Below are 25,548 nucleotides of genomic sequence, written 5' to 3'. Positions count from 1 at the left end.
TCCAAGTGTTTTTGCAGCATTGCCTGCAATCATGGCGGACCGCCGGGGTTTTGGGCAGATTACCGCCAGCGGCCCGGCACACACAACAAAGGCGCCCGAACGGCGCCTTTGCAACAATCGGAAAACTGTTTTCAGAAAAGCGCTTACGCGGCCTTGTCCAGTTCGAACGCATCATGCAGCGCCTGCACCGCCAGCTCCATGTACTTGCGGTCGATCAGCACCGAGATCTTGATTTCCGAGGTGGTGATCACCTTGATGTTGATGCCCTCATCCGACAGCACCTTGAACATCTTGGCCGCCACGCCCGACTGCGACCGCATGCCGATGCCGACCACCGAAACCTTGGCCACATCCTTGTCGGCCAGCAGCTCGGCGTAGTTCAGCTCGCCCTGCTCCTTGATACCCAGCAGCGCCTGCTCGGCACGCGCCACCTGGTCCGTCGGGCAAGAGAAGGTCATGTCGGTGCGGCCGTCCTCAGAGACGTCCTGCACGATCATGTCCACATTCACGCCCGCGTCGCTGAGCGCGGTAAAGATGGTCGCCGCGATGCCGGGGCGGTCGGCCACCGACTGCACGGTCAGCTTGGCTTCGTCACGGGAATAGGCCACACCGGCCACAACATTGGATTCCATGATTTCCTCCTCGTCGCAGACCAGGGTTCCGGCCTCGTCGGACTGTTCCTCAAAACTCGACAGCACGCGCAGCTTCACCTTATAGCGCATTGCCAGTTCAACAGAGCGGGTTTGCAGGACTTTGGCCCCCAGCGAGGCCAGCTCCAGCATTTCTTCAAAGGCGATCTTATCCAGCTTGCGCGCCTTGTCGCAAATCCGCGGGTCGGTGGTATAAACCCCGTCCACATCGGTGTAGATATCACAGCGCTCAGCCTCGAACGCCGCGGCAAAGGCCACCGCAGTGGTGTCCGAACCGCCCCGGCCCAAGGTGGTGATCCGGCCTTCCGGGCTGATCCCCTGGAAGCCGGCCACCACAGCCACCTTCATGCCCTCGGCAAACTTGGCGCGGATGTTCTCCGGCGGGATCTCCTCGATCCGGGCCTGGCTGTGCGCCGAAGAGGTCTTGAGCGGCACCTGCCAGCCCTGCCAGCTGCGGGCAGGCACATCCATCTCCTGCAGCGTCAGCGCCATCAGGCCGGCGGTTACATTCTCGCCCGAGGACACCACTGCGTCATATTCGCGCGCGTCATACAGCGGCGAGGTCTCGTCGACCCAGCCCACCAGCTCATTGGTCTTGCCGGACATGGCCGACACGATGACGATCACGTCATATCCCTTGGCCACCTCAACGCCGACGCGTTTGGCGGCGCGGCGGATGCGGTCCAGGTTGGCGACGGATGTGCCGCCGAATTTCATCACAAGTACGGGCATATGGAACGGGTCTCCCTGCCTTGCGGGTTTCGATCCTGTGCCTCATAGGCGAGCCGCCCCCCAAGGGCAAGTCCGCGTATTGTAGCAATACAAGGCGCCGCCCGGAATTCCCCCTCCTCCCTTGCGGTCAGAGCAGCGCCCGGCCCTCGGAGCAAGGCGATGAGCTTTGGGGCAAACGGAATTCGAACGCGAATTCCGTCCAGAAATCCTGCGAGGATTTCCGGCGGTCTCAGACTGCAGCCTTCGCCCGGGGGCAGCCCCCGGTTTCCGCGCCGGAAACCGGGCCGAATTCCTCGCAGGAATTCGGCTACCCCCGCAAACGCGATGACCTGACCCTTGGAGCAGGCGGACCAGGAACCAGCTCAGCCGCGCCAGAACCTTACTGTCAGGATCGCGTAAACCGCCATCAGCTCCAGCCGCCCGATCAGCATCGCCGCGCTCAGGATCCATTTCGCCGGATCGTTCAGTGTCGAGAAGTTGCCCGCAGGCCCGATGGTCTCACCCAGCCCGGGGCCGATATTGGCCACCGCCGTTGCCGCTCCCGAGACTGCGGTGATGAAGTCCAGCCCGGTCAGCGCCAGCGCCCAGGCCACCATGCCCAAGGTCACGATGAAGAACATGAAGAAGGAAATCACCGAGCTCAGCACCTCGGCATCCACCGGCCGCCCTTCATAGCGCGTGATGAACACCCCATGCGGCGAGCGGATCCGCTGGATCTGGCCGCGGATCGAGGCAAACAGCAGCTGGTAGCGGAAGATCTTCACCGAACAGGCGGTCGAGCCCGCACAGCCGCCGATCAGCCCGGTGAAGAAGAAGATCATCACCAGGAAGCTGCCCCACTGCATGTAATCGGCACTGGCATAGCCGGTGCCCGACATGATCGAGGTGATATTGAACAGCGCCGAGCGGACAGAGGCCTCCGCCCCATGCGACTGCGCGTAATACAGCACCCCCGCCGCGGTGGCGACCAGCAGCCCCAGCGTCAGCATGAAGCCGCGGATCTGGCTGTCCCGCAGCATCGGCGTGCCATGGCCGTTGATCAGCTGCACATAGCGCACGAACGGCAGTGCCGCGAGGATCATGAAAACCGCAGCCGCATATTCCACCGGTCCGGAAAAGGCCCCGAAGGAGGCGTCGTAATTGGCAAAGCCGCCGGTGGCGATGGTGGTCATCGCATGCACAAGCCCGTCAAACGGCCCCATGCCCATCACCATGTAAACCAGCATGCAGGCCATCGTCAGCGACACGTAGATCAGCGAGATCTGCTTGGCGATCGCCTGCGCGCGCGGCAGGATTTTCCCAAAAGTATCAAAGCTTTCGGACTTAAAGATCTGCATCCCGCCGACCCGCAGCTCAGGCAGGAACACCATCGCAACAACAATGATGCCGATGCCGCCCAGCCACTGCAGGATGCCGCGCCACAACAACAGCCCGCGCGGCAGATCATCCAGCCCCGAGATCACCGTGGACCCGGTTGTGGTCAGCCCCGACATCGCCTCAAAAAACGCATCGACAAAGCGCAGCTCGGTCGCCCCCAGCATCAGGGGGATCGCCCCGAACAAGGGCAGCGCCAGCCAGACGGTGGTGGTCAGAAGGAAGGTCTGGCGGATGCTCAGCCCTTCCTTGACGCCATTGGCGCAGCTCAGGGCCAGCAGCCCGCCCACCAGAATGGTAAACACCGCGCTTTCCAGGAACACATGCCATTCGCCGCGGCCATCCAGCAGATCGACCAGCAGCGGGAACAGCATCATCGCTCCCAGAATGACGACCAAAAGGCCGATGACATATCCAACCGGACGGAGATCCAACATGCGGCGCAGCGTTGGCCCTGCGCGCCGCAAGTGTCAAGCCTGCGGGATCAGTCCCCGCTGCTGCTGGTGCCGGCAGCGTTGCGCGCGGGCATCTGCGGCGGGCTTGAGGGTTTGCGCGGACGTTTGGAGGCAACCTCCGGTTTCCCGTCCGGCTTACCCTTTGCGGACGTTTCCTGCACAGGCGCCTTGGCCGCAGCAGGTTTCGCCGCCTGCGTCTCCCGGGCAGTTGCCGGCCTGGCCGTTTCCGCCCGGCGCGCAGAAGCCCCCCGGAACTCCGCAGGCTTTTCCCCCGCCGCATTCCCGGCTGCTGCGCCCTGCTGCGGTGCAGGCTGCCCTGCCGCCTGGGCAGGCTTTGCGGGCTTGGCGGCCTCCTTGGCGGGCGCCGCGGGTTGCGGGGCTGCCGGAGCCGCCGCCGGACGGGCCGCCTTGACCGGAGCAGCCTGCGCTGCCGGTTTTGCAGCCGCACGGGCCGGCGCCTTGCGCGCAGCAGGTTTGCGGGGCGCCGGTTTGCGCGCCGCGGGTTTCTTGGCGGCAGCCTTGGCCGCTGCCGTATTCCGGGCCGTAGCCTTGTCCCGCGGCGCCGCCTTGGCCTCCGCTTCGGGAGCCTCCTGCTGCGCGGGTTCTTCCGCAGCCGCCGGAACAGCCGCCCCCAGCAGCCGCCGCTGCGCCTCCGCCAAGGACTGCGCCAGACGCATCTGCTCATATGGCGTTTGCAGCACGGCCTCTGCCGCCTGCCGCCACAGCCTCAGCTGCAGGCCTGCCGCAAATCCCGCCCATTCATGCGCCCTGGCCGTCAGCCCGGCCATCTGGTGAAAGCTCGTCATCTGATACTCCTTAGGTCCTGCACTGGCCTTGCCCCGGATGCCTGCTGCATTGTCCGGGCAAGATTGACAGGGAGCAGGCGCCGGCAGCCCTGAGGGCCGGATGCAGCGGAAAACGGGCCGTCAAATGCAGACACCTGCGCACAAGCTCCCTCCTCCCCCGGAAAGACTTCCCAAGGGATTCGCCCAGCAGGCTAACATGCGATTCTGCACAGCAGCGTAAAACCTGCGGCAATGCAGCAATTGCCGCAGCTCAAACGGAGGCCTGCCCGGAATTCAGGCAGCCCTGCCCGTTTCAGTCACCCTTGATGAATCAGGGTTGAGAACAGCTTGGGGTCCAGGCTCATCGCCTTGAACAGCGGCCCTTGCGTCAGCACACTCACCGCATCATGGCTGTGCAGGCTTTCCTGATGGCTCGCCACCACCCGGAAGTCGCCGATCCGCGCATCGCCTTGCAGCGCCTCGCAGAACAGCCGCGCCGCATCCTCGACAAAGATCGGGTTCGCCGCGTTGAGCTCAGCAAAGGCCTGCTCATCCTCGCGCTTCACCATAACCTGGGTCTCGGTCGGCACCGCGCGGCGGCACAGGTCGATCAGGTCCTCGAACCACAGCTTGGCCCCGCCCGGCACCGCCTGCACCGAAATCCGCGCAACCGAGCGCTGCGAATGCGGCGTCGCCAGCTGGCCGCGCGCCTGACGCGCGTGTTCCGACAGCTCCAGCGAGCACGGGCAGGTCGAGGAATAGACATAGTCCAGATGCATGATCTTCTCACGCACGCCGTCATGGTCCACCAGTTCCAGCGCGATGTCATAATACTGGTAGCCGCTGAGGCCGGAGCGCAGGCTCTCCACCCGCGCCGGGAAAGAGAACCGCATCTGGATTCGCGCATCCGGGCTGTCCAGATCGCTCAGGTAATCATCCAGCGCCGCCGCCATCACTTCATAGCTGAAGGTCCGCTCCGCGTGTTTATAGAAGGTGCGCATGATCCGGGACATGTTGATGCCCTTCTTGCCCGCATCCAATGACACGGTGCCGGTCACGCTGGTTTCCAGCGTCAGGTCACCGTCGTCGCGGGTGTGAAAGCGGATCGGCAGCCGGAAGTTCGAGATCCCCACATGCTGGATCTGCTCCTGCGCACCGCGGATCAGGCTTGTCGGCCCGTTCTGCAGGTCGGGCAGCGTGGCGCGATAGGCCTCGTCCGACTTGAAATCCTCTGGGTAATGCCGCGACAAATCCGGGTAATTGCCCACCTCGCGGCCGGGCAGCAGCCGCGCCACCGCCGGGTCCAGCTGGGCAATCTCGGTTTCGGTCACAGTGCCGGCCCAGGCCCGCAGCACATCCAGCGCGGCGGCCGCAGCCTCGCGGTCCGGAGCCTCTGCGGCATCGCGGGTGTGAATGTTCATCAGCGTTTCCCCCAAGTCATACGGGCCCCATATAGGGTCCGGCAGGCCTTTCCCATATACTGTTACGCGGCAAAATTCAAAACGGATCCGCCATATGCGGCAGGATTCGCCCCTTAACGGACCCCCAGCGCCTCTGCAAGCGCTCTCAGACGCCGCGAGCGCGACTTGTAGTGCGCCGTGATCAGCACATAGGGCCGCGGCATCTCCAGCGCAGGCCCCGCCAGCCGGTGCAGCCTGCCGGCCCTCAGTTCCCCGGACACCACCTGCTCCGGCAGCAGGGCAACCCCCAGCCCCGCCTGCACCAGCGACACGGCGGATGGCACCGATGGCGCGACAGCCGCCGCGGGGTCCTCGCGCGCGATACCGTGCTGCACGAAATACTGCCGCCAGCCGGGAACCGAGGTAATTGTCGCGCCCCAGTTCACCTCTACCAGCGGCGCCGTCTGTAGATCGGCCCCGGGTTCGCTTCCCACCGGCACCAGCTGATCGGTGAACAGCTCCTGTGTACGGTAGTCCGGATGCTCGCCGCCATAAGACAGCCGCGCGTCGATCCCTGCCGCTTCCAGCTCGATGGTGTCATCCTCGATCCTGAGCTGCACCGGCACGTCAGGCCGCTCAGCCGCAAAGGCTTTCAGCCTATCCGGCAGCCACAGCTGCGCCAGCGCCGGCGTTGCCGAGATCACCAGCGGCCGCCGCTTGCCGCCCTCAGCCAGCGCCTGGGTGAAACTGGCAATCTCCGCCAGCGCCATAGCCGCCTTCTGGTAATAATCGCGCCCCGCATCGGTCAGCCGCACCTGATTGGCGCGGCGGGTGAACAGCTTCAGCCCCAGCCAGTCCTCCAGGTTCTTCACCTGCATCGACACCGCCGCCGAACTCACCCCCATCTCCTCCCCCGCAGCCGAAAAACTCCCGGTCCGGGCAGCACATTCAAAGGCGCGCAGGGCATTCAAGGGGGGCAGTTTCATACCCGCACACTGCAAGATTTTCTTATGCTCGCCAAGATATTTTATAGTGGTCAGAACATCGCCCAGCGCGCAGGTTTTCCAAGAAGACCCGAGGCAAAACCAAGGACAACAAAATGCACGATATTCTGGATCTGGAGCGCTACCCCCTCGACCGCCCCGGCAGCCCCGAATGGCAGGCGCTGGTGGACCGCTGCCGCGCCGAATTGGCAGCGGACGGCATGTTCAGCCTCGACGGGCTGATGAAGGCAGAGGTGGCCCAAGGCGCCGCAGATGCGCTGAAACCCAAGTTCGAAACCGAAAGCTTCCGCCACGAGCGCGAGCACAACATCTATTTCAAGGACGCAATCGACGGCCTCGCCCCGGACCACCCTGCCCTGCAGCGGTTCAAGACCTCGAACCTGACGCTCTGCGCCGACCAGTTCGCGGGCTCCCCCGTCCTGCAGCTTTATGAATGGCCGCCCTTTGTCGCCTTCCTGGCCGCCACCATGGGCAAGGAACAGCTTTACATCATGCAGGACCCGCTGGCACGGGTGAACGTGATGTCCTACGGCGAGGAGCAGGCGCTGAACTGGCATTTCGACCGCTCCGAATTCACCACCACCATGCTGCTGCAGGCGCCGGATCAGGGCGGCGAGTTCATTTACAGTCCTGAGCTGCGCAGCGACGATGACCCGAACTACGACGGCGTCGAACGGCTGTTGAACGGCAAGGACCCCAACATGCGCGCGGTGACCCTGTCGCCCGGCACCCTGAACATCTTCCGCGGCAAGAACTCGCCGCACCGGGTGGGCACTGTCAAAGGCGACAGGCACCGGGTGATTGCGGTGTTCTCCTTCTACGACCGCCCCGGCGTGATGTTTTCTGCCGAAGAGCAGATCGGCTTCTACGGGCGTGCGGCATGACTGAGCTGGCTGTATTCAAGGACGAACGCAAACGCACCTTCCTCAACGCGGAAGGCGCCGACAAACCGCTTAAATCACCACTGGGCCAGGACGTTCTGGACCGCGCCCGCGCCTTCCGCCTGCAACGGCTGCGCGATGAGATGGCGCGTCAGGATGTGGCGGGGCTCTTGCTCTATGATCCGGTCAACATCCGCTATGCGTTTGACTGCTCCAACATGTCGATCTGGACCGCCCACAATCCGATCCGCTATGCGCTGATCCTGAACGGCGGCCCCGGCATCATGTTCGAATTCAAGGGCTGCGAGCATCTGAACGACGGCCTGCCGGGGGTGGACGAAATCCGCAAAGCCATCGGCTGGATGTTCATGTGCGCCGGCGACAAGGCCACAGACCGCCTCACCCCCTGGGCCGCCGAGATCGCCGGTCTGGTCAAGCAATACGGCGGCGGCAACATGCGCCTCGGCGTCGACCGGATGGAGCCGGAAGGCGTGCACGCCCTGTCGGAACTTGGGCTCCAGATCCTCGACGGCGGCCAGATCACCGAGACCGCCCGCGCCATCAAATCCGCCGATGAAATTGAGCTGATGCGCTGGACCATCCGCGTCTGCGAGGCGGGCATGGCGCGGATCTACGAGCATTCGGTTCCGGGTGTGACCGAACAGGAGCTCTGGGCGCATCTGCATTTCGAGAACGCCCGTTCAGGCGGCGAATGGCTGGAAACCAAGCTGCTCACCTGCGGCCCCAACACCAATCCCTGGTACAAGGAATGCTCCGCCCGCGAATGCCGCGAGGGAGAGATGATTTCCTTTGATACCGACATGATCGGCCCCTACGGCTATTGTGCGGACCTGTCGCGCAGCTGGACCTGCGGCTATGTGCCGATGAACGACACGCAAAAGCGGCTGTATGCGGCGGCGCGGCAGCAGATCGGCCACAACATGGCCCTGTTGCAGCCGGGCCTGAGTTTCGCGGAATTCAACGCCAAAAGCTGGCAGATTCCGGAACCCTACCAGCCCTACCGCTACTCACTGGCGGCCCATGGCGTCGGCATGGCGGATGAATGGCCGGTGGTGCCTTTGCATGTGGACTTCGACGGCGCCCATGGCGGCCGGTTCGAGGAGAACATGGTGATCTGCATCGAAAGCCTGATCGGCGAGGAGGGATCCGAGTCAGTCAAGCTGGAAACCCAAGTGCTGGTCACCGCGGACGGGCCAGTGCGGCTGGACAGTTTCCCCTGGGAGATGTGATCCCCCGAAACAAAGAGAGGGGGCTGTCTGCCCCCTCTTGAGCCTCCGGCTCAATTCACCCCCGAGAGTATTTCAGACCAGAAAGAAGCAGCTTTCCGGCGGTTTCTCAGGCTTGCGCGGCCTCCAGCGCCGCGGTCAGGTCGGCGATCAGATCGTCGGCATCTTCCAGGCCGACCGAGAAACGCACCAGGCCCGGGGTGATGCCCAGCTCGTCCTTCTGCTCGTCGCTCAGGCGCTGGTGGGTGGTGGTCGCCGGGTGGGTGGCAATAGATTTGGCGTCGCCCAGGTTGTTGGAGATCACCGGAATGGTCATTGCATTGAGGAACTTGAACGCCGCCTCCTTGCCGCCTTTCAGATCCAGCGAGAACACGGTGCCGCCCTTGCCGTCCAGCTGGGTCTGCACCAGCGCGTTCTGCGCGTGGCCCGGCAGGCCCGGGTAGATCAGCCGTTCCAGCGTCGGGTGGCCTTCCAGAGTTTCGGCAATCTTCAAGGCGCTGTCGGCCTGGGCATTGACCCGCAGGGTCATGGTCTCCATGCCCTTCAGCATCACCCAGGCATTGAACGGGCTCAAGCTGCCCCCGGTGTGCTTCATGTAAGGCTCCAGCGTGCCGCGGATGAAATCCTTGGTGCCCAGCACCACCCCGCCCAGCGCCCGGCCCTGGCCATCAATGTGCTTGGTGGCGGAATAGATCACCACATCGGCGCCCTGCTCGATCGCCTTGGAGAACACCGGGGTCGAGAACACATTGTCGATCACTACGGTGGCGCCAACCGAATGGGCGATCTCAGAGACTGCCTGAATGTCGATCACTTCCAGCGTCGGGTTCGACATCGATTCAAAGAACACCGCCTTGGTGTCCGGACGCATGGCGGCGCGCCACTGGTCCAGGTCGGTGCCGTCGACAAAGGTGACCTCGACGCCGAACCGGGCCAGGATGTTTTCCAGGATATACAGACAGGAGCCGAACAGCGCCTTGGCCGAGACCACATGGTCGCCTGCCTTCAGGAGCGAGGTCAGCGCGCCATTGACCGCCGCCATGCCGGAGGCGGTGGCAAAGGCGTCCTCGGCGCCTTCCAGCGCCGCGATGCGCTGTTCGAACATCGCCACGGTCGGGTTTCCGTAACGGGCATAGATGAACTCATCCGGGCCGGTCTGAATAAAGCGGGCTTCAGCCTGCTCTGCGTTCTCATAGACAAAGCCCTGGGTCAGGAAAATCGCCTCGCTCACCTCATTGTACTGGCTGCGGCGGGTGCCGCCATGGACCAGCTTGGTGCGCTTTCTCCAGGTATCGCTCATCTTCGGTCTCCTCGCGCCCGCGGCGCATAAAAAAACTCCCGTCCGGCCAAGCGAAAGGGAGTCCTTCTCGTCCTGACCTCTTTAGCGGCTTGTTTAACGTGGCCCGCAATCCGGTTACAAATCGCCACAGGTAGTGGATTGCCTTTACGCCCGCATCGGGATTTGGTCAAGCCGCGGCTTGTCCGCGCCTGCCCCGTCACACGCATGTGTTCCGCCAGCCCCCTTGCCGGCAGCCCGGTCCCTGTGGTCCTCTTGGCGCAAACCGCAGCGGAGGCCGCAGATGCAAGACCCGGTTCACCTTTACTACTGGCCCACCCCCAACGGCTGGAAGATCTCCATTGCCCTGGAGGAAATGGGCCTGCCTTACGAGGTCACCCTGATCGATATCGGCAAGGGGGACCAGTTCGCGCCGGAGTTTCTGAAACTTTCCCCCAACAACCGGATGCCTGCGGTCACTGACCCTGACGGCCCCGGCGGCGCGCCTGTTTCGCTGTTCGAAAGCGGCGCCATCCTGCAGTATCTCGCCCGCAAGACCAAGCGGTTCTATGGGGCGGACGAACGCGCCCGGCTGATGGTGGACCAATGGCTGATGTGGCAGATGGGCGGGGTTGGGCCGATGGCCGGCCAGGCGCATCACTTCCTGAAATACGCACCGGAAGAGATCCCCTATGCCCAGGACCGCTACCGGGGTGAGGTTGCCCGCCTTTATGGGGTACTGGACCGGCAGCTGGCAGAGAATGAATACGTGGCAGGGCCGGACTATACGATTGCCGATATGGCCATCTGGCCCTGGGCGTCGCTGTGGGAAGGCCAGCAGCAGACGCTGGAGGACAAGCCGCATCTGGCCCGCTGGCTGGAGCTGATGTGGTCCCGTCCTGGCGTGGTTGCGGGCCGGGGGCTGCATGCGGACCTGCGGGCGGACCGCTCGGACAGCAAGGCGCAGCAGGTGCTGTTTGGCAAGTGACGGAATACGGCGCCATCGGGCGCCGTGCCTATGGCGATGGGGTGAGCGCCGTCGTGGAAACGCTCCGGGGGAGCGTTTCAGGCGCGAACGGGCGGAGCCCGGGACCAGAAAGAAGCGGGAACGCAGCCCGCCGCAGGCGGGCTGCCGGGCCCAAGGCTTTTTCTCTCATCCATGATGAGAGGCAAAGGCGCGGGAGCCCTTGCTTTCCTGTGGAACGCCGCGGGCTTACTCCGCAGGGCCGGCTTCTTCTTCCACGCCGTATTTCTGGAACAGCTGCCCCTGGAACATGAAAAAGGCAAACATCGCAACCGGCAGGCCGAAGGTCTTGAAGTAAACCCAGGTGTCGGTGCTCTGGGTGCGCCAGATCAGCTCATTTGCCAGCGCCAGGCCAAAGAAGAAACCGCACAGCCTGCGGGTCAGGATCATCCAGCCCTCCTGCTTGAGCGGCATCACCTCTTCCATCACCACCTTGAGCCAGCTCTGCCCGCGCAGGAGGCCAATACCCAAAAGCCCGCCGAACAGCACATAAAGCATCGTCGGCTTCATCTTGATGAAACGGTCGTCGTTGAACCAGACTGACATGCCGCCGAACAGCACCACCATCACCAGCGTCGCAAACTGCATCTTCGACAGATGCCCGGTCAGTTTCCACAAGGCCAGCGTCGAGGCCACCATCAGCGGGATGAAGGCGGCGGTGATGACGATGAAGCCCTTGTATTCGCTGCCGCCGATCAGGAAGATCCCGTCCTTCAGCTTCAGATAGCCGATGAAAAACAGCACGATGGGGCCGAACTCCAGCACCATCTTGAGGGTCGGGTTGATCTTCTTCGCCGTCATCGGGCCTCCGGTCTGCATTTCGCGCGGGCTCAGCCGCCCATTTCCACTATCACGGCGCCCAGCGCGATCAAAGCCATCAAGGCAATGCGGCGGGGGCCGACGGTTTCTTTCAGCACCAGCCAGCCGATCAGCGCGGCAAAGACGGTGGAGGTCTCCCGCAGCACTGCCGCTTCGCCCACCTTGTCCAGCCGCGTCGCCAGCATGATGGCGCCAAAGGAGGCAAAGGCCACCAGCCCGCCAAAGACCCCCTTCAGCATCAAGGGCCCGGGCGCAGGCGGCTGTGCCATCCGCCGCCACCGGGCCAGCGCAATGACCGGGAACACCAGCCCGTCGATCATGAAAAACCAGGCCAGGAAGGTGAAGGGATCCGCTGTCGCACGGATGCCATAGGCGTCATATGTGGTGTAAGCGGCCACAAACAACCCGGTGATGAAGGCAAACAGCAGCGCAACCCCGAAGGTGTCGCGGTTGCTTTCCAGGAAGACAAAGTTATAGGCCGCGAGGCCGAATATCCCGGCCAGCAGCACCGCCACCCCCAGCCATTGCACCGGTGTGAACACCTCGCCGAACAGGAAGAAGGAGCCGATCACCGTGAACAGAGGCCCGGTGCCGCGCACCACCGGGTAGACCACCGTGTAGCTGCCCTTGGTATAGGCCATCGCCTGGAACAGCTTGTAGAAAACGTGGATGATCCAGGCGATACCGAAGATCAGCCACATATGCGGCTCCGGCCAGGGCACCACGAACAGCGCAAAGGGTGCCGCCATCACGCAATAGGAAAAGTCGATCGCCCCGCGCGACAGCCAGGGGTCATGCCGCCCCTTCTGCAATGCGCCGAAGACCGCGTGCAGAAAGGCCGCCCAGATGGCCAGAAACAGCGCCGCCTGATGCCCGGCCTCGGTGCCTTCCAGGGAGATCAGCCAATCGCTCAAATCAAATGCCTTTGCTCAGCCGGGGGCGCTGCCCCCGGACCCCCGGAGGTATTTTGAACCAGAAAGAAGCTGGCCTCAGATTTTCTCCAGACCGGTCAGCGCTGCCGCAAATTCTTCCGGGTCAAACGGCGCCAGATCGTCGATCTGCTCGCCGACGCCGATGGCGTGGATCGGCAGGCCGAACTTGTCGGCCAGCGCCACCAGCACGCCGCCCTTGGCGGTGCCGTCGAGCTTGGTCATCACCAGCCCCGAAACATCCGCCAGCTGCTGGAAGGTGCCAACCTGGCTCAGCGCGTTCTGGCCGGTGGTGGCGTCCAGCACCAGCAGGGTGTTGTGCGGCGCGGTCTCGTCCTTCTTGCGGATCACGCGGACGATCTTGGCCAGCTCCTCCATCAGGTCGGCGCGGTTCTGCAAACGGCCCGCGGTGTCGATCATCAGAAGGTCGGCGCCATCCTCCTGCGCTTTCGTCATCGCATCAAAGGCCAGCGAGGCCGGGTCGGAGCCTTCCGGCGCGGTCAGCACCGGCACGCCCGCGCGGTCGCCCCAGACCTGCAGCTGCTCAACCGCAGCGGCGCGGAAGGTGTCGCCGGCGGCAATCACCACCTTCTTGCCCGCGCCCTTGAACTGGCTGGCCAGCTTGCCGATGGTGGTGGTCTTGCCTGAGCCGTTGACGCCAACAACCAGCACCACCTGCGGGCGCTTGGCATAGACCGGCAAGGGCTTCGCCACCGGCTCCATGATGCGCGCGACTTCCTGCGCCAGGAGCTCCTTGATCTCGCGGCTGGAGACCCGTTTGCCCATCCGTCCCTCGGCCAGGTTGGCAGTGACGCGCAGCGCCGTGTCCACCCCCATGTCGGCGGCGATCAGCAGCTCCTCCAGCTGCTCCAGCATGTCGTCATCCAGCGCCCGGCGCGGCTCGGCAGCCGTGCCACGGCCGATCAGGCGTCCCAGGAGACCGGGCTTTTTCTCCGGCTCCGGGGCTGGCTGGGGAGCGGGCGCAGGCTTGGCCACAGGCGCAGGCTGCGGCGCCGGGGCTGGATCCGCCTCCGCTGCGGGCTCCGGCACGGCAGGCTCCGGCGCCGCCGGGGCCGCGGGCGGTTCTGCCGCAGCGGTTTGCGCTTCCGCGTCCGCGCCATCCTCGACAATTGCGTCGAGCCCCTTCTCGAGCTTCGACGAGGATTTGAACAGCCGCTCCTTGAGCTTTGAGAAAAACGCCATCTTGGTCTCCGCGCAGAAGGTTGGCACTGGGGTTTGCCCCCCACCTAATGCGGATTTGCCCCAAGTGCAAAGCACCGGCGCCCTTGCGGCCGCAAAAAATGCAGGCCGCCTTCGGGCTTGGCCGCAGGCCGGGCGCTCTGGCACAATGGCACCATGCGCCTGATACTGACGATTCCCCTTCTTGGGCTGCTGGCCCTGCCCGCGCCGGCGGCGGCCGGCGCGCCGCTCACCGGCGAGCAATTCGACCGCTACACGCAAGGGCGCACGCTGTTTTACGGTTTTGGCGGCGCCCTGTACGGGGTCGAGCGTTACCTGCCCGGGCGGCGGGTGATCTGGTCCTTCCTGGACGGCAAATGCCAGGAAGGCAGCTGGTACGAGGACGCGGGCCAGATCTGTTTCCTCTATCAAGACCGCGACGATCCGCAATGCTGGAGCTTCGATCTGACGCCGGGCGGGCTGACCGCCCGGTTTGAAAACGACCCCGCCGCCACCGAACTGTACGAGGCCGAGGAGATCGGCGAGGAGATGCTGTGCTATGGCCCGGACGCCGGAGTTCTGAGGCGGCTGTCGCGCAGTGAGTATTTAGGACCAGAAAGAAGCCGCAGACGGCCGCTTAGAACAGCGAGCCCTGGCTGCCGCCGCTGCCCGGCGGTTTAGGGGCTGTCTTCTTGGCGGCGGGCGCGGCTTCGGGGGCGCCGAGATCCAAGGTGCCATCGGCGAATTCGATTTGCAGCGGGCCGGTTTCGGCAGCGGCAGCCCGGGTGGTGAGGATCTCTTCACCCGACCGCACCACCGCATAGCCGCGCTGCAGCGTTGCCTTGTAGCTCAGGATGTCCAGCTGGCGGCCTGCGGCGGCAAGGCTTTGACGCTGCTGGGCAAGGCGCTGGGTCTGCGCCGCGTCCAATCTCTGCGCCAGCCGGGTAAGCGCGTCCTTGCGGGCCGCCATCTCGCGTTCGATGGGGCGCAGGCTGAGGCGGGAAGAGAGGTTTTTCAGCCGGTCGCCGCGCGATTGCACCAATGTGCGCAGAGTGGCCGGGCGCAAGGAAGCCGCGGTTTCGCTGAGCCGCAGGCGGCGGCGCTGCACGCCCGAAATCAGCGCATTGGGCAGGCGGTCGGAGATCCGGTCAAGCCGCTGGCGCGGAGTTTCCAGGAGCGTGTCGGGCTTCGGCAGCGCCCGCGACAGATCACCCAGCCGCTGGCGCCTGAGCTGCACCGCCTGGCCCGCCGCACGGGCCAGCCGCGCGCCCTGGTTTTCTGCCCAGGCCATCAGCTCCAGCCGCACCGGCACCGCCAGTTCCGCTGCCGCGGTCGGGGTTGGTGCGCGGCGGTCGGAGACGAAATCGATCAGCGTGGTATCGGTCTCATGCCCCACCGCCGAAATCAGCGGGATCTGCGAGGCCGCCGCCGCCCGCGCCACGATCTCCTCGTTGAAGCCCCACAAATCCTCGATCGAGCCGCCGCCGCGGGCGACGATGATCAGATCGGGCCGCGGCAGCGCGCCGCCCGGCGTCAGGTGGTTGAAGCCGTCGATGGCGCGGGCCACTTCGGGCGCGCAAGTTTTCCCCTGCACGGCGACCGGCCAGACCAGCACCTTGCGCGGGAAGCGGTCGCGCAGCCGGTGCAGGATATCGCGGATCACCGCACCGGAGGGAGAGGTCACCACGCCGATGATCTGCGGCAAATAGGGCAGCGGCTGCTTGCGTTCAGGCGCAAACAGCCCCTCGGCCTGCAGCTGTTTCTTGCGCTTTTCCAAGAGCGCCATCAGCGCGCCCTGGCCGGCAACCGCGACCTCATCCACGTTCATGTTGTATTTGGACTGGGCGCCAAAGGCCGTCAGGCGGCCGGTGACCACCACTTCCAGCCCTTCCTCGGGCACCACTGACAAGCCGCTGACCTGCCCCTTCCAGGTGGTGCAGGCCAGCACAGAGCGGTCATCCTTGATGTCATAGTAGAGATGCCCGGAACGCGCCTTGAACACGCGCCCCACCTCGCCCTTCACCCGGATGCGGCCAAAGGTGCCCTCCAGCGTGCGTTTCACTTCGCCGGAAATTTCCGAAACGGTGAATTCGGGCGCGTTCTGCCCGGGCTGAGGGTCGTCAAACAGGTCGGACATCGGGGGCTGCTCTCCTGCGGCCTTTGGCCGGTCTTGTTTTGAACTCGCGCGCAGCATAGAACGCGCGGCAAGCAAGGCAAGCCCCGGGAGGCGATCCGGGGCCACAGGGCTCAGGCAGATCGGAGAATGCGCCAATGAACATCCTTATCCTCGGCAGCGGCGGGCGTGAACATGCACTGGCCTGGGCAGTGATGCAGAACCCCAAATGCGACAAGCTGATCGTGGCGCCGGGCAATGCAGGTATCGCCCAGATTGCCGATTGCGCAGCCTTTGACATTGAGGACGGCGGCGCAGTGGCCGCCTTTGCAGCCGAAAACGCCATTGACTTTGTGATTATCGGCCCCGAGGCGCCGCTGGCCGCAGGCGTGGCCGACCGGCTGCGCGAGGCCGGGCTGCTGGTGTTCGGCCCGTCCGGGGCGGCGGCGAAACTGGAAGCCTCCAAGAGCTTCACCAAGGAAATCTGCGACGCGGCCAATGCCCCTACTGCAGGCTATGGCCATTTCACCGATGCCGAGGCTGCCAAGGCCCATGTGCGCCAGCACGGCGCCCCGACGGTGGTCAAGGCCGACGGGCTGGCGGCCGGCAAGGGCGTGATCATCGCCATGACCGAGGACGAGGCCATTGCCGCCATCGATGACATGTTCGGCGGCGCCTTTGGCGGTGCCGGCGCCGAGGTGGTGATTGAGGAATTCATGGACGGCGAAGAGGCCTCGCTGTTTGTGCTGGTGGATGGCGAGGACGTTCTGGCGATCGGCTCCGCCCAGGACCACAAGCGCGTCGGCGAAGGCGACACCGGCCCCAACACCGGCGGCATGGGCGCCTATTCGCCTGCGCCGGTCCTGTCGGCAGAGGTCGAGGCGAAAGCGATGGACGAAATCGTGAAGCCGACCATGCAGGTGATGGCGGAGCGCGGCATGCCCTATCAGGGCGTGCTTTATGCGGGCCTGATGATCAAGGACGGACAGCCCCGGCTGGTGGAATACAACGTCCGCTTCGGCGACCCGGAGTGCCAGGTGCTGATGATGCGCCTGGGCGCCCAGGCGCTGGACCTGATGCACGCCGCCGCCGAGGGCCGCCTGGGCGAGGCACAGGTGAACTGGGCCGGCGACCATGCGATCACCGTGGTGATGGCGGCTGAAGGCTATCCGGGCTCTTACGAAAAAGGCACTGTGATCAAGGGGCTGGACGCGCTTCCCGAGGACAGCAGCAACATGGTGTTCCACGCGGGCACCAAGGCTGAGGACGGCAAGGTGCTGGCCGTTGGCGGCCGGGTGCTGAACGTGACTGCCCGCGGCGAAACCCTGCAGGAGGCCCGCGACCGCGCCTATGCGATGGTGGACGGCGTGGACTGGCCCCAGGGCTTCTTGCGCCGCGACATCGGCTGGCGGGCGCTGAAATAGCGGCCGCACCGCCGGCAGGCGGGGCGCTCCCGCCTGTTCCCGGCCGGTCAGAGACCGGCCATCACAGTTGGGCGCGGCCGGGCGCAAGAGCGCCCGGCGCTGCCGTGCAAAGGCCCGCGCGGGCCGGCTGCCCCCGGTGAAGTGCGTTTTGCAAGCTCCGTCCACCGCGGCGCGGCACCCGTTGCCTTGCGCGGTGGCTTTTGCGGCGCTTGGTGCAGCACCGCCCCGGTCCGGATGAGGGCGCTGCGCGGGCCCAATCCCTGACGGCGCGTGCCCAGGAGACCGCAACCGCCCGCCCTGCCCTTCGCCCGGCGGGCTTGGTGCAGGAAAACCGCAGATCAAGCGGGGATGAGTCCCCGTCCCGCCCCGCCTCCTTTTTTGAATGAGCCCCCCTGAACAGGCCAGCCGGGTTTCCGCCGGCCCGCCCGCGCGGACCCGGCGCCCTACAGGGTGTTCAGATCGCTCAGCACCAGGAAGCGGCGGCGGAACTGATCCAGCATATCCGGTTCCAGGAAATCGGCCGGATGGGTGGTTCCAAAGGCGGCAAAGCTGCGTTCCTTCATCTCCGCCAGCTGGCGTTCGATATCAAGCTGGCCAATGCCGGGCGGCAACCCCAGCGCGGTTTCGAAAATCGTGCGCAGCGGCGGTGAGCCGATGATATTGTACCAATGCGCATTCTCACTGCCGCCGGCATCGGCGACATCCTGCAATTCGCGCTCCAGCGCCAGCGCCAGCCGCATATTGGGGTCGGAATTTCCGATCTCAACTTCAAACTGCCGGGTGGCATAGAGATCGGCCAGCTCCTCGGCGAACCCTTCCGGATACTCCCGGCCAACCTCTCCCTTGTTAAAGGAGAAGGCCCCCACCATCGCCTTCAGGCCAGTGTCATAATGGAGGTTGGCAAAGGAGATATCGGAGGACAGATCTGATTCAAACGCTCGGATCACGGTGTCGAAATCGGTGCTCCGCTTGCTTTGACCAAAGACATCCAGCGTTGCCTCAAACAGGTTCAGGTCAAAAACCAGCTCGCGGGGGTTGGTGAAAGTGCCCAGTTTACTGGTGATTTCATCGGACAGCACCTGGATCTTGCTGGGCTGTTCCGGCCATTCGTTCTGGAAGGCGTCGGCAAAGTTGCGATAGGCCAAATTCTCTGTCTGGTTCACAAAGGAATCCGGGTCTGACAGATCGGACTCCAGAACCTGGCGCAGGAAATCCTCGCCCGGGTTGCTGAGGAAGAAGGCATCCAGAGACTCCTCCAGCAGCTTGGGGTTCGACAGCAGCTCCTCCGGATCGGTCATCTCGTTGATGTCGGGCCAGCCAAAGCCGAATGCCTCGGAGACGGCGAGATAGCGGGTGTCCTCCAGCTGGTTCACAAAGGAATCGGGATCGGTGGTATCCAATTCCAGCACCCGGCGCAGGAAATCCGGGCTGGTGCGCTCCAGGTCAAAGGTCTCGATGACCGCCTGCAGCAGATTTTCATCGGCCAGCAGATCGTCGGCACTGGCCAGCCCCTCCGTGTGCTCGTTGAACTCCGAGATCAGCGCCTCGATGCTGTTGTCATATTCCGGCGGCGCGCCGAAATTGAACTGGGCGGCAAAATCGGCGTAGCGCGGATCGCTCAGCTTATTGGCAAAGGAGGCCGGATCGGTGGGGTCGGATTCCAGCACTTTCTGCAAGAAAAACTGATTGTTTTCCAACCCTTCCAAACCAACGTTGCTGAGCGCCTTGGTCAGCAGTGTGCGGTTGGACAGCAGATCATCCGGCGTGGTGATGCCCGCAAACTCATTCTCCGCCCTGGCGCTGGGAAGCTGGGGGCCGTCCGCGCTGCCAAAACCGAAAGTTTCCGCCAAGGACAGGTAGCGGCTGTCGTTGAGCCGGTTTGCCAGCGACAGCGGATCGTTCATATCTGATTCCAGCACCTCCTTGATGAACGCCCTGTTGTTGATGTCCTCATCAAGGCCAAAGGCGCCAAGCGTCACCGACAGCAGGTTGAAATCATCCAGCAGCTGGTCCGCGGTCTGGACATTGGTGATCTTCTGGCTGAAGTCCTGAACCGCCCGGTCAATGACCGGCGATTTCTCGAACACCTCCTGCTGCTGGTCGCGGGTCCGCTGCAGAAAGGTCCACCCGCTGATGCCGGTGCCGAACACATAGGGGGTAAAGCTCACGCGCCTGTCTCCTGTAAAACCGGTCCAGGCAGGCGCCTGGAACTGCTCATCCGGCACAGGGTAGCCGAAAGCGGTGAACAAATCTGAAACGCCCGGCACGTCTGCTGCGGCACGGGCCTGCACTGCGGGGGAAGGAGGCAGAAGCAGGCCGGCGCTCCCGCCTGTTCCCGCCCCTCCTGCCGGAGGGGCCTCACAGTTGGGCATGGCGCCGGGCCTGCGGCCCGGCGCGGGCAGCGCTCAGCGGCAGGCCAGCGCCGCCTGCAGCCCGGTGCCCGGGCGGAACGGGCCGATGCCGCGGCTGCGGATCCGGCCGCCCTCCAGCCGGGATGCCATGATTCTGAGCCAGCCGCCGCTGACGGTGATCAGCTCGGGCCCCTGGCCGCAGTCGCGGATGCCGGAGGTGATGAACGCCTCGCCAATGCGGTGATTGGTCAGCCCGGGCTTGCTGGCCACCTCGTGCAATGCGCCATCCCGGAACCGCCAGATGCGCAGGGTCTTTGCCAGATGCGGCCGGTCGACATAGGCAATTTCCACATGCCCGTCGCCATCCAGATCCGCGGCGCCAATGGGCGCCAGCCAGCGGTTGCGGGTGCCGATATGCGGGGTTTCGGCGATCTTCACGCCGCGCGCGTCATAAACGGCCAGCTGCGCCCCCAGCGCCACGTCGGTCTCGACCGCCAGCACCTCGGCCCTGCCGTCGCCGTCCACATCCGCCAGCCGCGGCGCGATGTCCTCGAACACATGATCCAGGGGCAGGCGAATCAAAATCTCGGATGTCTGATAGACAGCCTTGGCCGGCAGCCCGCCGGAGCCGGTATCTTCCACCGTCAGCACCAGCGCGCCGTATTCCACGTCATCGCCCAGCACCGCATGGCCATAGCGGGTGGTTGGTTCGCTGTAGCGGGCCGAGACAATCCTGTCTTCAGCCGCCAGCGCAGAAGGGCCGGCCAGGGCCAGCCCCAGGCACAGCGCCCGCCAAACGCGGCGGGCAAAACGGGGCCGGACGCGCAACGGAAGACGCCGCGCCGCCGCCCCCGCAGGCATCAGATCTGCTTTTCGGGCATATGCACGACGAGGCCGTCCAGCGCCTCGCTGACCTTGATCTGGCAGGTCAGGCGCGAGCGGGCCGGATCGGGCTCATAAGCAAAGTCCAGCATGTCCTCTTCCATGTCGTCCTTGGCCGGCAGCTTCTCGACCCAGTCCGGCGCGATATACACATGGCAGGTCGAGCAGGCGCAAGCGCCGCCGCAATCGGCCTCGATGCCGGGAATGTTGTTGTCGCGCGCGCCTTCCATCACGGTCAGCCCGTTGGCCACATCCACCACGTGCTCGGTGCCGTTGTGCTCGATGTAAGTGATCTTTGCCATTGTCAGCTCTCTTCCCTTTTCCGGTACTTGGGCGACTGTGTAGCCAAGCGCCTGCGGCGGTGCCACCCCCAATTGCGACCCGATGCTGCCGCTGCTGGACTTTCCGGCACAATGTTCTATGTTTGTTCGCACCCAATAATTCTCACCCGCGGAGCCCGTTTCCTCATGCCAGCCCCCGCCGCTGCCGGTCCGGACACCCCTCAGCCCGCTCCTGCCCCTCAGCCCGCTCCCGCACCAAAGCCCTGGCCGCGCCCGCCCCATTGCCTGCCCGCCGCCCGGCTGCAGGAGCCGCCCCAGAACGCCCGCATCACCGTTGCGGGCCTGGTGATCCTGCGCCAGCGCCCGGGCACCGCCAAGGGGGTGATCTTCGTCACGCTGGAGGACGAGACCGGCGTGGTCAACGTAATCGTCTGGCGCAAGATCTACGAGGCTTTCCGCCGCGCGGTGATCTCGGGCCGGCTGCTGCGCGTCACCGGGCGGCTGCAGCGGTCCCATTCGGTCAGCCACGTGATCGCCGAGGCGGTCGAGGACATTTCGCCGATGCTCGACTTCCTGCTGGCAGAGCAGGGCCGCCAGCACGATCCGGCCTTTGCGCAGGGCTCCGAACTCGGCTAGGCTGCCGCCAAATCACAAGCGCTCCGCAGCAGGCCAACAGACCGGCAGCGGCGCCGGCAGAGGCACCCGGGCATGACGCCATCCACCTTCAAGACCCGCCGCAGGCAGGCGCCTGCGCTGCTGCTGGCGGCGCTGACGGCCCTGTCCGCCTGCGTCCAGCCGCAGCCCGGCGGCGAGGCCGCCCGCGACGGCCGCTATGCCCCGCCCGGTGCAGCCCCCGGCACCTGCTGGAGCAAGCATACCTCCCCGGCGGTGATCGAGACCGTCACCAGCCAGGTGCTGGCAGAGCCCGCGCAGCTGGACAGCAGCGGCCAGGTGCTCCGCCCCGCGGTCTTCCGCACCGAGACCAGCCAGCAGATCGTGCAGCCGCGCCAGGAACGCTGGTTCGAAATCCCCTGCCCGGCCTCGATGACCCCTGACTTCATCCGCACCATCCAGCGGGCACTTGCCGCCCGCGGGCTCTACCGCGGCCCCATCCACGGGCAGATGGACACGGCAACCCGCACCGCCGTGCGGCACTACCAGGCCCCGCTGGGGCTCGACAGCGGCACCCTGTCGCTGGCCTCCGCCCGCAAGCTGGGGCTGGTCGCGGTGCCAGGCTGAACCAGACGGTTCAGTTGCCCGGTTCCCCGCTGCCGAACCCTCTGCTAAGGTCCCGCCAAGGGCCCGGCTGACCGGGCTGCCAATGCTAAGAGACCGGCCATGCTGAAAACCCGCCTGCCCGATACCGGCTTTCTCTCCGGCGCCTCCGGCCCGTTGCGGCGGATGCTGGAAAGCCAGGCCGCCGAGGTGCGGCTGCGCCAGGGTGAGGTGCTGTTCGAACAGGGCGACCCGGGCGACGCGCTTTACGCCATTGCCGAGGGCGCGCTGGAGTTCTCGGTGCTCTCGGCCTCGGGCCGCAAGCTATCGCTGGACATGATGCGCCCCGGCGCGGTGTTCGGCGAGATCACCCTGTTCGACCCCGGCGAACGCACCGCCACCGCCATTGCGGCAGAACCCAGCCGGGTGCTGCGCCTGCGCAGCGGCGACGTGCTGGCGCAGATCCGCCAGCACCCGGACCTGGCCGCCGACCTCTTGCGGCTGGCCGGCCAGCGGATGCGCTGGATGAACACCCAATTGAACGAGCAGGTGTTCCTGCCGATGCCGTTGCGGCTGGCGCGCAAGCTCTTGTATCTTGCGCCTGAAGGCCGCGACGGCCGGGTGGCCCTGTCGCAGGCGGAACTGGCGGAATTTGTCGGCGCCACCCGCGAGGCGGTTTCCAAGACCCTGGCGGCCTGGAAACGCAGCGGCCTGGTCGGCATCAGCCGCGGCGGCGTGCAGATCCTAGACCGCAGCGAGCTGGCGGTGCTGGCCGAACCGGATTCCATCTGAGTCCTTCGCTTTCTGCGGAAATCTCCCGGAAAATCAGCCTTCTGTAATCCCGGTCACAGAAACCGCAGCCGCCCTGCGGCATAACCATCCGCAGACGGCCATTATCCGTTCCATCCCAATGGCCGCCTGTCCAACAAGAGCCATGTGCCCGCCAGCACATGGCTCTTCCCTCTTGCGCACCGGCTGCCCCCGGCGCAGCGGAAAACATCTGTTTTCCGGGCCGTTTCCCGCGCCGGGAAACGGCATCCGGCCAGCCGCAGCCCCTCCGGCGGCGGACCGCAAAAGTTTTCTGAAAACTTTTGCCCAAGACTTTTCAGAAAAGTCTTGGGCCGCATCTCCGCCTCAAGGCGCCATCCTCCGGGCCATCCCGCCCCTCTGGTTCAAGAAATATTCACTTAGCCATTCCCCGGCACGGCCGCTACGGTGCCGCGCATGGCATATGATTACGACAAACTCTACCGCGGCACCCCGGAGGCGCTGGGGCCGCCCTCTCCTGCTTTCACCACCTTTTTTGAACAGCTGGGAGCGAGCGGGCTGGACGTTCTGGACGCAGGCTGCGGCCAGGGGCGCGACGCGCTGTTCATCGCCCGCCTGGGCCACCGGGTCACTGGTATCGACCTGTCCCCGCATGGCATCCGGGACATGCTGGCCGCCGCCCGGCGGGAAAACCTGGATGTGGCGGGGCACACTGCCGATCTCACCAGATGGGCGCCGGACAGGGGCTATGACATCCTGCTGTTCGACCGCACCCTGCACATGCTGGCCGCGCCCCAGCGGCTGGCGCTCCTGACCCGCTGCCTGCCGCATCTGCGGCCCGGGGGCTGGGTGCTGATCGCGGACGAGCCGCGCAATCTGGAGGGGTTCCGCCAAGTCTTTGCCAGCCAGCCCGGCATCTGGCGCCGCGAAAAGGACAGCCGCGGTCTCCTGTTCATGCAGCGCGCCTGAGCCGGGCAGCAAAAAAGGCCGGGCATCCGCCCGGCCTTCGCCATGATTTCAGGCAATAACTGTGCGGATCACTCCGACAGGTTCAGCGCCACAAAGCGCGGCTCGCCGCCGCGGCGCACCAACAGCAGCAGCGACTTGCGCCCCGCCTCCTTGGCCTCAGACACGCGGGCTTCCAGCTCACTGATCGAGGCAACTTTCTGCTGGCCCGCCTCGGTGATCACATCGCCGGCGCGCAGGCCCTTCTCCCAGGCTTCCGAGGTCTCGTCCACCGACAGGATGGCCAGGCCCTCAACCCCCTCTGCCACGTTCAGTTCGCCGCGCAGCTGGTCGTTCAGAACGCCAACCGACAGGCCCAGCAGCTCTTTCTCGGAGACATCCGGGCCGCCGCCGCCGTCCTCGGGGCCGGTGGCCACACGCTCGGCATCCTCGCGCCGGCCCAGGGTCACGCGCAAGGTCTCGGTCTTGCCTTCGCGGTAGACCACCAGGCGCACGGTCTTGCCCACCTCCGCATTGCCGACCTGGCGCACCAGGCCGCGGGTGTCCTTCACATCGATCCCGTCAAAGCTGACAATCACGTCTCCGGCCAGAACCCCTGCCGCCTTGGCCGGGCCTTCCGGCACATCGGTGACCAGCGCGCCGCGGGCCTTCTCCAGCCCGATCGCTTCGGCCAGATCCGCATCCACATCCTGGATCTTCACACCCAGCCAGCCGCGCCGCGTCTCGCCGTATTCCTTCAGCTGGTCGACCACCTTGACCACCACGTTGGAAGCCATCGAGAAGCCGATGCCGATGGAGCCGCCATTGGGCGACAGGATCGCGGTGTTCACCCCCACCACATCGCCATCCATGTTGAACAGCGGCCCGCCCGAGTTGCCCCGGTTGATCGCCGCATCGGTCTGGATGTAGTCGTCATAAGAGCCCGACAGCTCGCGGTTGCGGGCGGAAACGATGCCCGCGGAGACCGAGAACCCCTGGCCCAGCGGGTTGCCCATCGCCACCACCCAGTCGCCGACACGGGCGGTGTCGCTGTCGCCGAATTTGACCCATTTCAGCGGCATCGGCGCCTGCACCTTCAACAGCGCAATATCGGTGTTGGGATCGGTGCCGATCACCTTGGCCGGCAGCAGCTCCTTGGGCTGGCCGTCACCGGGAAAGAACTCGATCTCGATCTCGTCGGCGCCTTCGATCACATGGTTGTTGGTGACGATATAGCCATCCTCGGAGATCACGAACCCCGACCCCAGCGCCGAAGACCGGCGCGGCCGGTCGCCGTTGCCATTGCCGTTGCGGTCCTGGAATTCGCGGAAAAAATCCTCAAACGGCGAGCCTTCGGGAACGATCCCCTGCGGGCCGGTGCGCCCCTCCACCACGGTGGTGGTGGTGATGTTGACCACCGACGGGCTGACCTGTTCGGCCAGCGGCGCCAGGCTCTCGGGCCGGGCCAGCGCGGCGGCCGCCTGCACCAGCAGAACCGCCATGCTCAGCACGGCCAGCCACATCAGGCGCATCCTCGCGCCGCTGCCGCGTGCCTGGCGGGTAATTGCAATTGCCTGTGGCTGCACGGAACTACTCCTTGTCATCTTTTCGTTCTTCTAATTTTTCTCCCCCGCCCGGGCGGGCGCAAAGGCCGGAAATGCCGGGAGGAGTCTTATGGACCCAATGTAGGAACTTCCGCCCGTCCCGCAACAAATGTTGCAAGGAATAAAGCCGCTGTGACCCGCAAACCGGGCCCCGGCGCCGGACATGCGCCCCGCTGAGGCCATCCTAGCAGGGAAAGATTACCTTTTCGC

The 25,548-nt window shown here is 65.2% G+C and carries 22 protein-coding genes, 1 pseudogene and 1 riboswitch; of the genes and pseudogenes, 9 read left to right on the top strand and 14 right to left on the bottom strand.

Going from position 1 to position 25,548, the window contains the following annotated elements:
* Positions 1-143: 143 nt before the first annotated feature.
* From ACXAEH_RS01710 to ACXAEH_RS01690, 5 genes are all read right to left on the bottom strand, one after another.
* Positions 144-1,382, bottom strand: coding sequence for an aspartate kinase (locus tag ACXAEH_RS01710; protein ID WP_475030767.1), 1,239 nt, complete (start codon positions 1,380-1,382; stop codon positions 144-146).
* 362 nt (positions 1,383-1,744) lie between these two features.
* The gene (locus tag ACXAEH_RS01705) at positions 1,745-3,193 is read right to left on the bottom strand and encodes a TrkH family potassium uptake protein (protein ID WP_475030766.1); all 1,449 of its coding nucleotides are present in this window, start codon (positions 3,191-3,193) and stop codon (positions 1,745-1,747) included.
* A 47-nt stretch (positions 3,194-3,240) separates the two neighbouring features.
* Positions 3,241-4,017: a hypothetical protein gene (locus ACXAEH_RS01700; RefSeq protein WP_475030765.1), complete on the bottom strand. Its 777-nt coding sequence runs from the start codon at positions 4,015-4,017 to the stop codon at positions 3,241-3,243.
* A gap of 296 nt (positions 4,018-4,313) precedes the next feature.
* A complete protein-coding gene (gene folE2 / locus ACXAEH_RS01695) occupies positions 4,314-5,417 on the bottom strand; it encodes a GTP cyclohydrolase FolE2 (protein ID WP_475030764.1) in 1,104 nt (367 codons plus the stop codon).
* A gap of 113 nt (positions 5,418-5,530) precedes the next feature.
* Positions 5,531-6,382, bottom strand: a complete 852-nt coding sequence (locus ACXAEH_RS01690) for a LysR family transcriptional regulator (RefSeq protein ID WP_475030763.1) — start codon at positions 6,380-6,382, stop codon at positions 5,531-5,533.
* Positions 6,383-6,495: 113 nt separating this feature from the next.
* Here ACXAEH_RS01690 and ACXAEH_RS01685 point away from each other — a divergent pair, with 113 nt between their 5' ends.
* A complete protein-coding gene (locus ACXAEH_RS01685; protein WP_475030762.1) occupies positions 6,496-7,284 on the top strand; it encodes a HalD/BesD family halogenase in 789 nt (262 codons plus the stop codon).
* The gene (locus tag ACXAEH_RS01680) at positions 7,281-8,531 is read left to right on the top strand and encodes a M24 family metallopeptidase (RefSeq protein ID WP_475030761.1); all 1,251 of its coding nucleotides are present in this window, start codon (positions 7,281-7,283) and stop codon (positions 8,529-8,531) included. Before ACXAEH_RS01685 ends, ACXAEH_RS01680 begins: the two co-directional genes overlap by 4 nt.
* 106 nt (positions 8,532-8,637) lie before the next feature.
* Here the strand turns inward: ACXAEH_RS01680 and metZ are convergent, their stop codons facing one another.
* The gene (gene metZ / locus ACXAEH_RS01675) at positions 8,638-9,828 is read right to left on the bottom strand and encodes an O-succinylhomoserine sulfhydrylase (protein WP_475030760.1); all 1,191 of its coding nucleotides are present in this window, start codon (positions 9,826-9,828) and stop codon (positions 8,638-8,640) included.
* A 60-nt stretch (positions 9,829-9,888) separates the two neighbouring features.
* A riboswitch (SAM riboswitch) is annotated at positions 9,889-9,966 on the bottom strand.
* A gap of 142 nt (positions 9,967-10,108) precedes the next feature.
* On the opposite strand from metZ, the gene ACXAEH_RS01670 reads away from it, so the two are divergent.
* On the top strand, positions 10,109-10,792 hold the full coding sequence (locus ACXAEH_RS01670; RefSeq protein WP_475030759.1) for a glutathione S-transferase N-terminal domain-containing protein: 684 nt from the start codon (positions 10,109-10,111) through the stop codon (positions 10,790-10,792).
* A 225-nt stretch (positions 10,793-11,017) separates the two neighbouring features.
* On the opposite strand, the gene ACXAEH_RS01665 is transcribed toward ACXAEH_RS01670, so the two are convergent.
* From ACXAEH_RS01665 to ftsY, 3 genes are all read right to left on the bottom strand, one after another.
* A complete protein-coding gene (locus tag ACXAEH_RS01665) occupies positions 11,018-11,629 on the bottom strand; it encodes an inner membrane-spanning protein YciB (RefSeq protein ID WP_475030758.1) in 612 nt (203 codons plus the stop codon).
* Positions 11,630-11,658: 29 nt separating this feature from the next.
* A complete protein-coding gene (locus ACXAEH_RS01660; protein ID WP_475030757.1) occupies positions 11,659-12,561 on the bottom strand; it encodes an EamA family transporter in 903 nt (300 codons plus the stop codon).
* 75 nt (positions 12,562-12,636) lie between these two features.
* Positions 12,637-13,779 carry a signal recognition particle-docking protein FtsY gene (gene ftsY / locus ACXAEH_RS01655; RefSeq protein ID WP_475030756.1) on the bottom strand — a complete coding sequence of 381 codons (1,143 nt, stop codon included), beginning with the start codon at positions 13,777-13,779 and terminating at the stop codon, positions 12,637-12,639.
* A 153-nt stretch (positions 13,780-13,932) separates the two neighbouring features.
* On the opposite strand from ftsY, the pseudogene ACXAEH_RS01650 reads away from it, so the two are divergent.
* Positions 13,933-14,334, top strand: a pseudogene (locus tag ACXAEH_RS01650) (hypothetical protein); the annotation flags it as partial.
* Between the two features lie 58 nt (positions 14,335-14,392).
* On the opposite strand, the gene xseA reads toward ACXAEH_RS01650, so the two are convergent.
* Positions 14,393-15,892 carry an exodeoxyribonuclease VII large subunit gene (xseA, locus tag ACXAEH_RS01645; protein WP_475030755.1) on the bottom strand — a complete coding sequence of 500 codons (1,500 nt, stop codon included), beginning with the start codon at positions 15,890-15,892 and terminating at the stop codon, positions 14,393-14,395.
* A gap of 134 nt (positions 15,893-16,026) precedes the next feature.
* Here xseA and purD point away from each other — a divergent pair, with 134 nt between their 5' ends.
* Positions 16,027-17,292 carry a phosphoribosylamine--glycine ligase gene (purD, locus tag ACXAEH_RS01640; RefSeq protein WP_475030754.1) on the top strand — a complete coding sequence of 422 codons (1,266 nt, stop codon included), beginning with the start codon at positions 16,027-16,029 and terminating at the stop codon, positions 17,290-17,292.
* 443 nt (positions 17,293-17,735) lie between these two features.
* On the opposite strand, the gene ACXAEH_RS01635 is transcribed toward purD, so the two are convergent.
* The 3 genes from ACXAEH_RS01635 to ACXAEH_RS01625 form a co-directional block, all read right to left on the bottom strand.
* Positions 17,736-19,460 carry a DUF1217 domain-containing protein gene (locus tag ACXAEH_RS01635; protein WP_475030753.1) on the bottom strand — a complete coding sequence of 575 codons (1,725 nt, stop codon included), beginning with the start codon at positions 19,458-19,460 and terminating at the stop codon, positions 17,736-17,738.
* 237 nt (positions 19,461-19,697) lie between these two features.
* A complete protein-coding gene (locus ACXAEH_RS01630; protein WP_475030752.1) occupies positions 19,698-20,504 on the bottom strand; it encodes an FG-GAP repeat domain-containing protein in 807 nt (268 codons plus the stop codon).
* Complete coding sequence (locus tag ACXAEH_RS01625) at positions 20,504-20,827, bottom strand: 2Fe-2S iron-sulfur cluster-binding protein (protein WP_475030751.1); 324 nt, start codon at positions 20,825-20,827, stop codon at positions 20,504-20,506. The genes ACXAEH_RS01630 and ACXAEH_RS01625 overlap by 1 nt, the downstream gene beginning before the upstream one ends.
* 165 nt (positions 20,828-20,992) lie before the next feature.
* Between ACXAEH_RS01625 and ACXAEH_RS01620 the strand changes: the two genes are divergently transcribed.
* The 4 genes from ACXAEH_RS01620 to ACXAEH_RS01605 all read left to right on the top strand — a co-directional run bounded on the left by ACXAEH_RS01620 (position 20,993) and on the right by ACXAEH_RS01605 (position 23,758).
* On the top strand, positions 20,993-21,442 hold the full coding sequence (locus ACXAEH_RS01620) for an OB-fold nucleic acid binding domain-containing protein (protein ID WP_475030750.1): 450 nt from the start codon (positions 20,993-20,995) through the stop codon (positions 21,440-21,442).
* Between the two features lie 72 nt (positions 21,443-21,514).
* Entirely contained in the window at positions 21,515-22,045 is a 531-nt protein-coding gene (locus tag ACXAEH_RS01615; protein WP_475030749.1) for a peptidoglycan-binding domain-containing protein, read from the top strand.
* A 99-nt stretch (positions 22,046-22,144) separates the two neighbouring features.
* Positions 22,145-22,813 (top strand): Crp/Fnr family transcriptional regulator, encoded by a 669-nt coding sequence (locus ACXAEH_RS01610; protein WP_475030748.1) that lies wholly within the window; start codon positions 22,145-22,147, stop codon positions 22,811-22,813.
* Positions 22,814-23,245: 432 nt separating this feature from the next.
* A complete protein-coding gene (locus ACXAEH_RS01605) occupies positions 23,246-23,758 on the top strand; it encodes a class I SAM-dependent methyltransferase (RefSeq protein WP_475030747.1) in 513 nt (170 codons plus the stop codon).
* Between the two features lie 68 nt (positions 23,759-23,826).
* Here the strand turns inward: ACXAEH_RS01605 and ACXAEH_RS01600 are convergent, their stop codons facing one another.
* Positions 23,827-25,320, bottom strand: a complete 1,494-nt coding sequence (locus ACXAEH_RS01600) for a Do family serine endopeptidase (RefSeq protein WP_475030746.1) — start codon at positions 25,318-25,320, stop codon at positions 23,827-23,829.
* Positions 25,321-25,548 lie beyond the last annotated feature (228 nt).

The organism is Leisingera sp. ABM4_060 (assembly GCF_056158765.1).
Note: the sequence above shows the minus strand (reverse complement) of the source record. Positions and strands in the feature narration are given on the sequence as shown.

What these genes read in the sequence shown, in the direction of transcription:
- ACXAEH_RS01710 (WP_475030767.1), bottom strand. Translation starts at nt 1,382, where the DNA reads ATGCCCGTACTTGTGATGAAATTCGGCGGCACATCCGTCGCCAACCTG.
- ACXAEH_RS01705 (WP_475030766.1), bottom strand. Translation starts at nt 3,193, where the DNA reads ATGTTGGATCTCCGTCCGGTTGGATATGTCATCGGCCTTTTGGTCGTC.
- ACXAEH_RS01700 (WP_475030765.1), bottom strand. Translation starts at nt 4,017, where the DNA reads ATGACGAGCTTTCACCAGATGGCCGGGCTGACGGCCAGGGCGCATGAA.
- folE2 (WP_475030764.1), bottom strand. Translation starts at nt 5,417, where the DNA reads ATGAACATTCACACCCGCGATGCCGCAGAGGCTCCGGACCGCGAGGCT.
- ACXAEH_RS01690 (WP_475030763.1), bottom strand. Translation starts at nt 6,382, where the DNA reads ATGAAACTGCCCCCCTTGAATGCCCTGCGCGCCTTTGAATGTGCTGCC.
- ACXAEH_RS01685 (WP_475030762.1), top strand. Translation starts at nt 6,496, where the DNA reads ATGCACGATATTCTGGATCTGGAGCGCTACCCCCTCGACCGCCCCGGC.
- ACXAEH_RS01680 (WP_475030761.1), top strand. Translation starts at nt 7,281, where the DNA reads ATGACTGAGCTGGCTGTATTCAAGGACGAACGCAAACGCACCTTCCTC.
- metZ (WP_475030760.1), bottom strand. Translation starts at nt 9,828, where the DNA reads ATGAGCGATACCTGGAGAAAGCGCACCAAGCTGGTCCATGGCGGCACC.
- ACXAEH_RS01670 (WP_475030759.1), top strand. Translation starts at nt 10,109, where the DNA reads ATGCAAGACCCGGTTCACCTTTACTACTGGCCCACCCCCAACGGCTGG.
- ACXAEH_RS01665 (WP_475030758.1), bottom strand. Translation starts at nt 11,629, where the DNA reads ATGACGGCGAAGAAGATCAACCCGACCCTCAAGATGGTGCTGGAGTTC.
- ftsY (WP_475030756.1), bottom strand. Translation starts at nt 13,779, where the DNA reads ATGGCGTTTTTCTCAAAGCTCAAGGAGCGGCTGTTCAAATCCTCGTCG.
- xseA (WP_475030755.1), bottom strand. Translation starts at nt 15,892, where the DNA reads ATGTCCGACCTGTTTGACGACCCTCAGCCCGGGCAGAACGCGCCCGAA.
- purD (WP_475030754.1), top strand. Translation starts at nt 16,027, where the DNA reads ATGAACATCCTTATCCTCGGCAGCGGCGGGCGTGAACATGCACTGGCC.
- ACXAEH_RS01630 (WP_475030752.1), bottom strand. Translation starts at nt 20,504, where the DNA reads ATGCCTGCGGGGGCGGCGGCGCGGCGTCTTCCGTTGCGCGTCCGGCCC.
- ACXAEH_RS01625 (WP_475030751.1), bottom strand. Translation starts at nt 20,827, where the DNA reads ATGGCAAAGATCACTTACATCGAGCACAACGGCACCGAGCACGTGGTG.
- ACXAEH_RS01620 (WP_475030750.1), top strand. Translation starts at nt 20,993, where the DNA reads ATGCCAGCCCCCGCCGCTGCCGGTCCGGACACCCCTCAGCCCGCTCCT.
- ACXAEH_RS01615 (WP_475030749.1), top strand. Translation starts at nt 21,515, where the DNA reads ATGACGCCATCCACCTTCAAGACCCGCCGCAGGCAGGCGCCTGCGCTG.
- ACXAEH_RS01610 (WP_475030748.1), top strand. Translation starts at nt 22,145, where the DNA reads ATGCTGAAAACCCGCCTGCCCGATACCGGCTTTCTCTCCGGCGCCTCC.
- ACXAEH_RS01605 (WP_475030747.1), top strand. Translation starts at nt 23,246, where the DNA reads ATGGCATATGATTACGACAAACTCTACCGCGGCACCCCGGAGGCGCTG.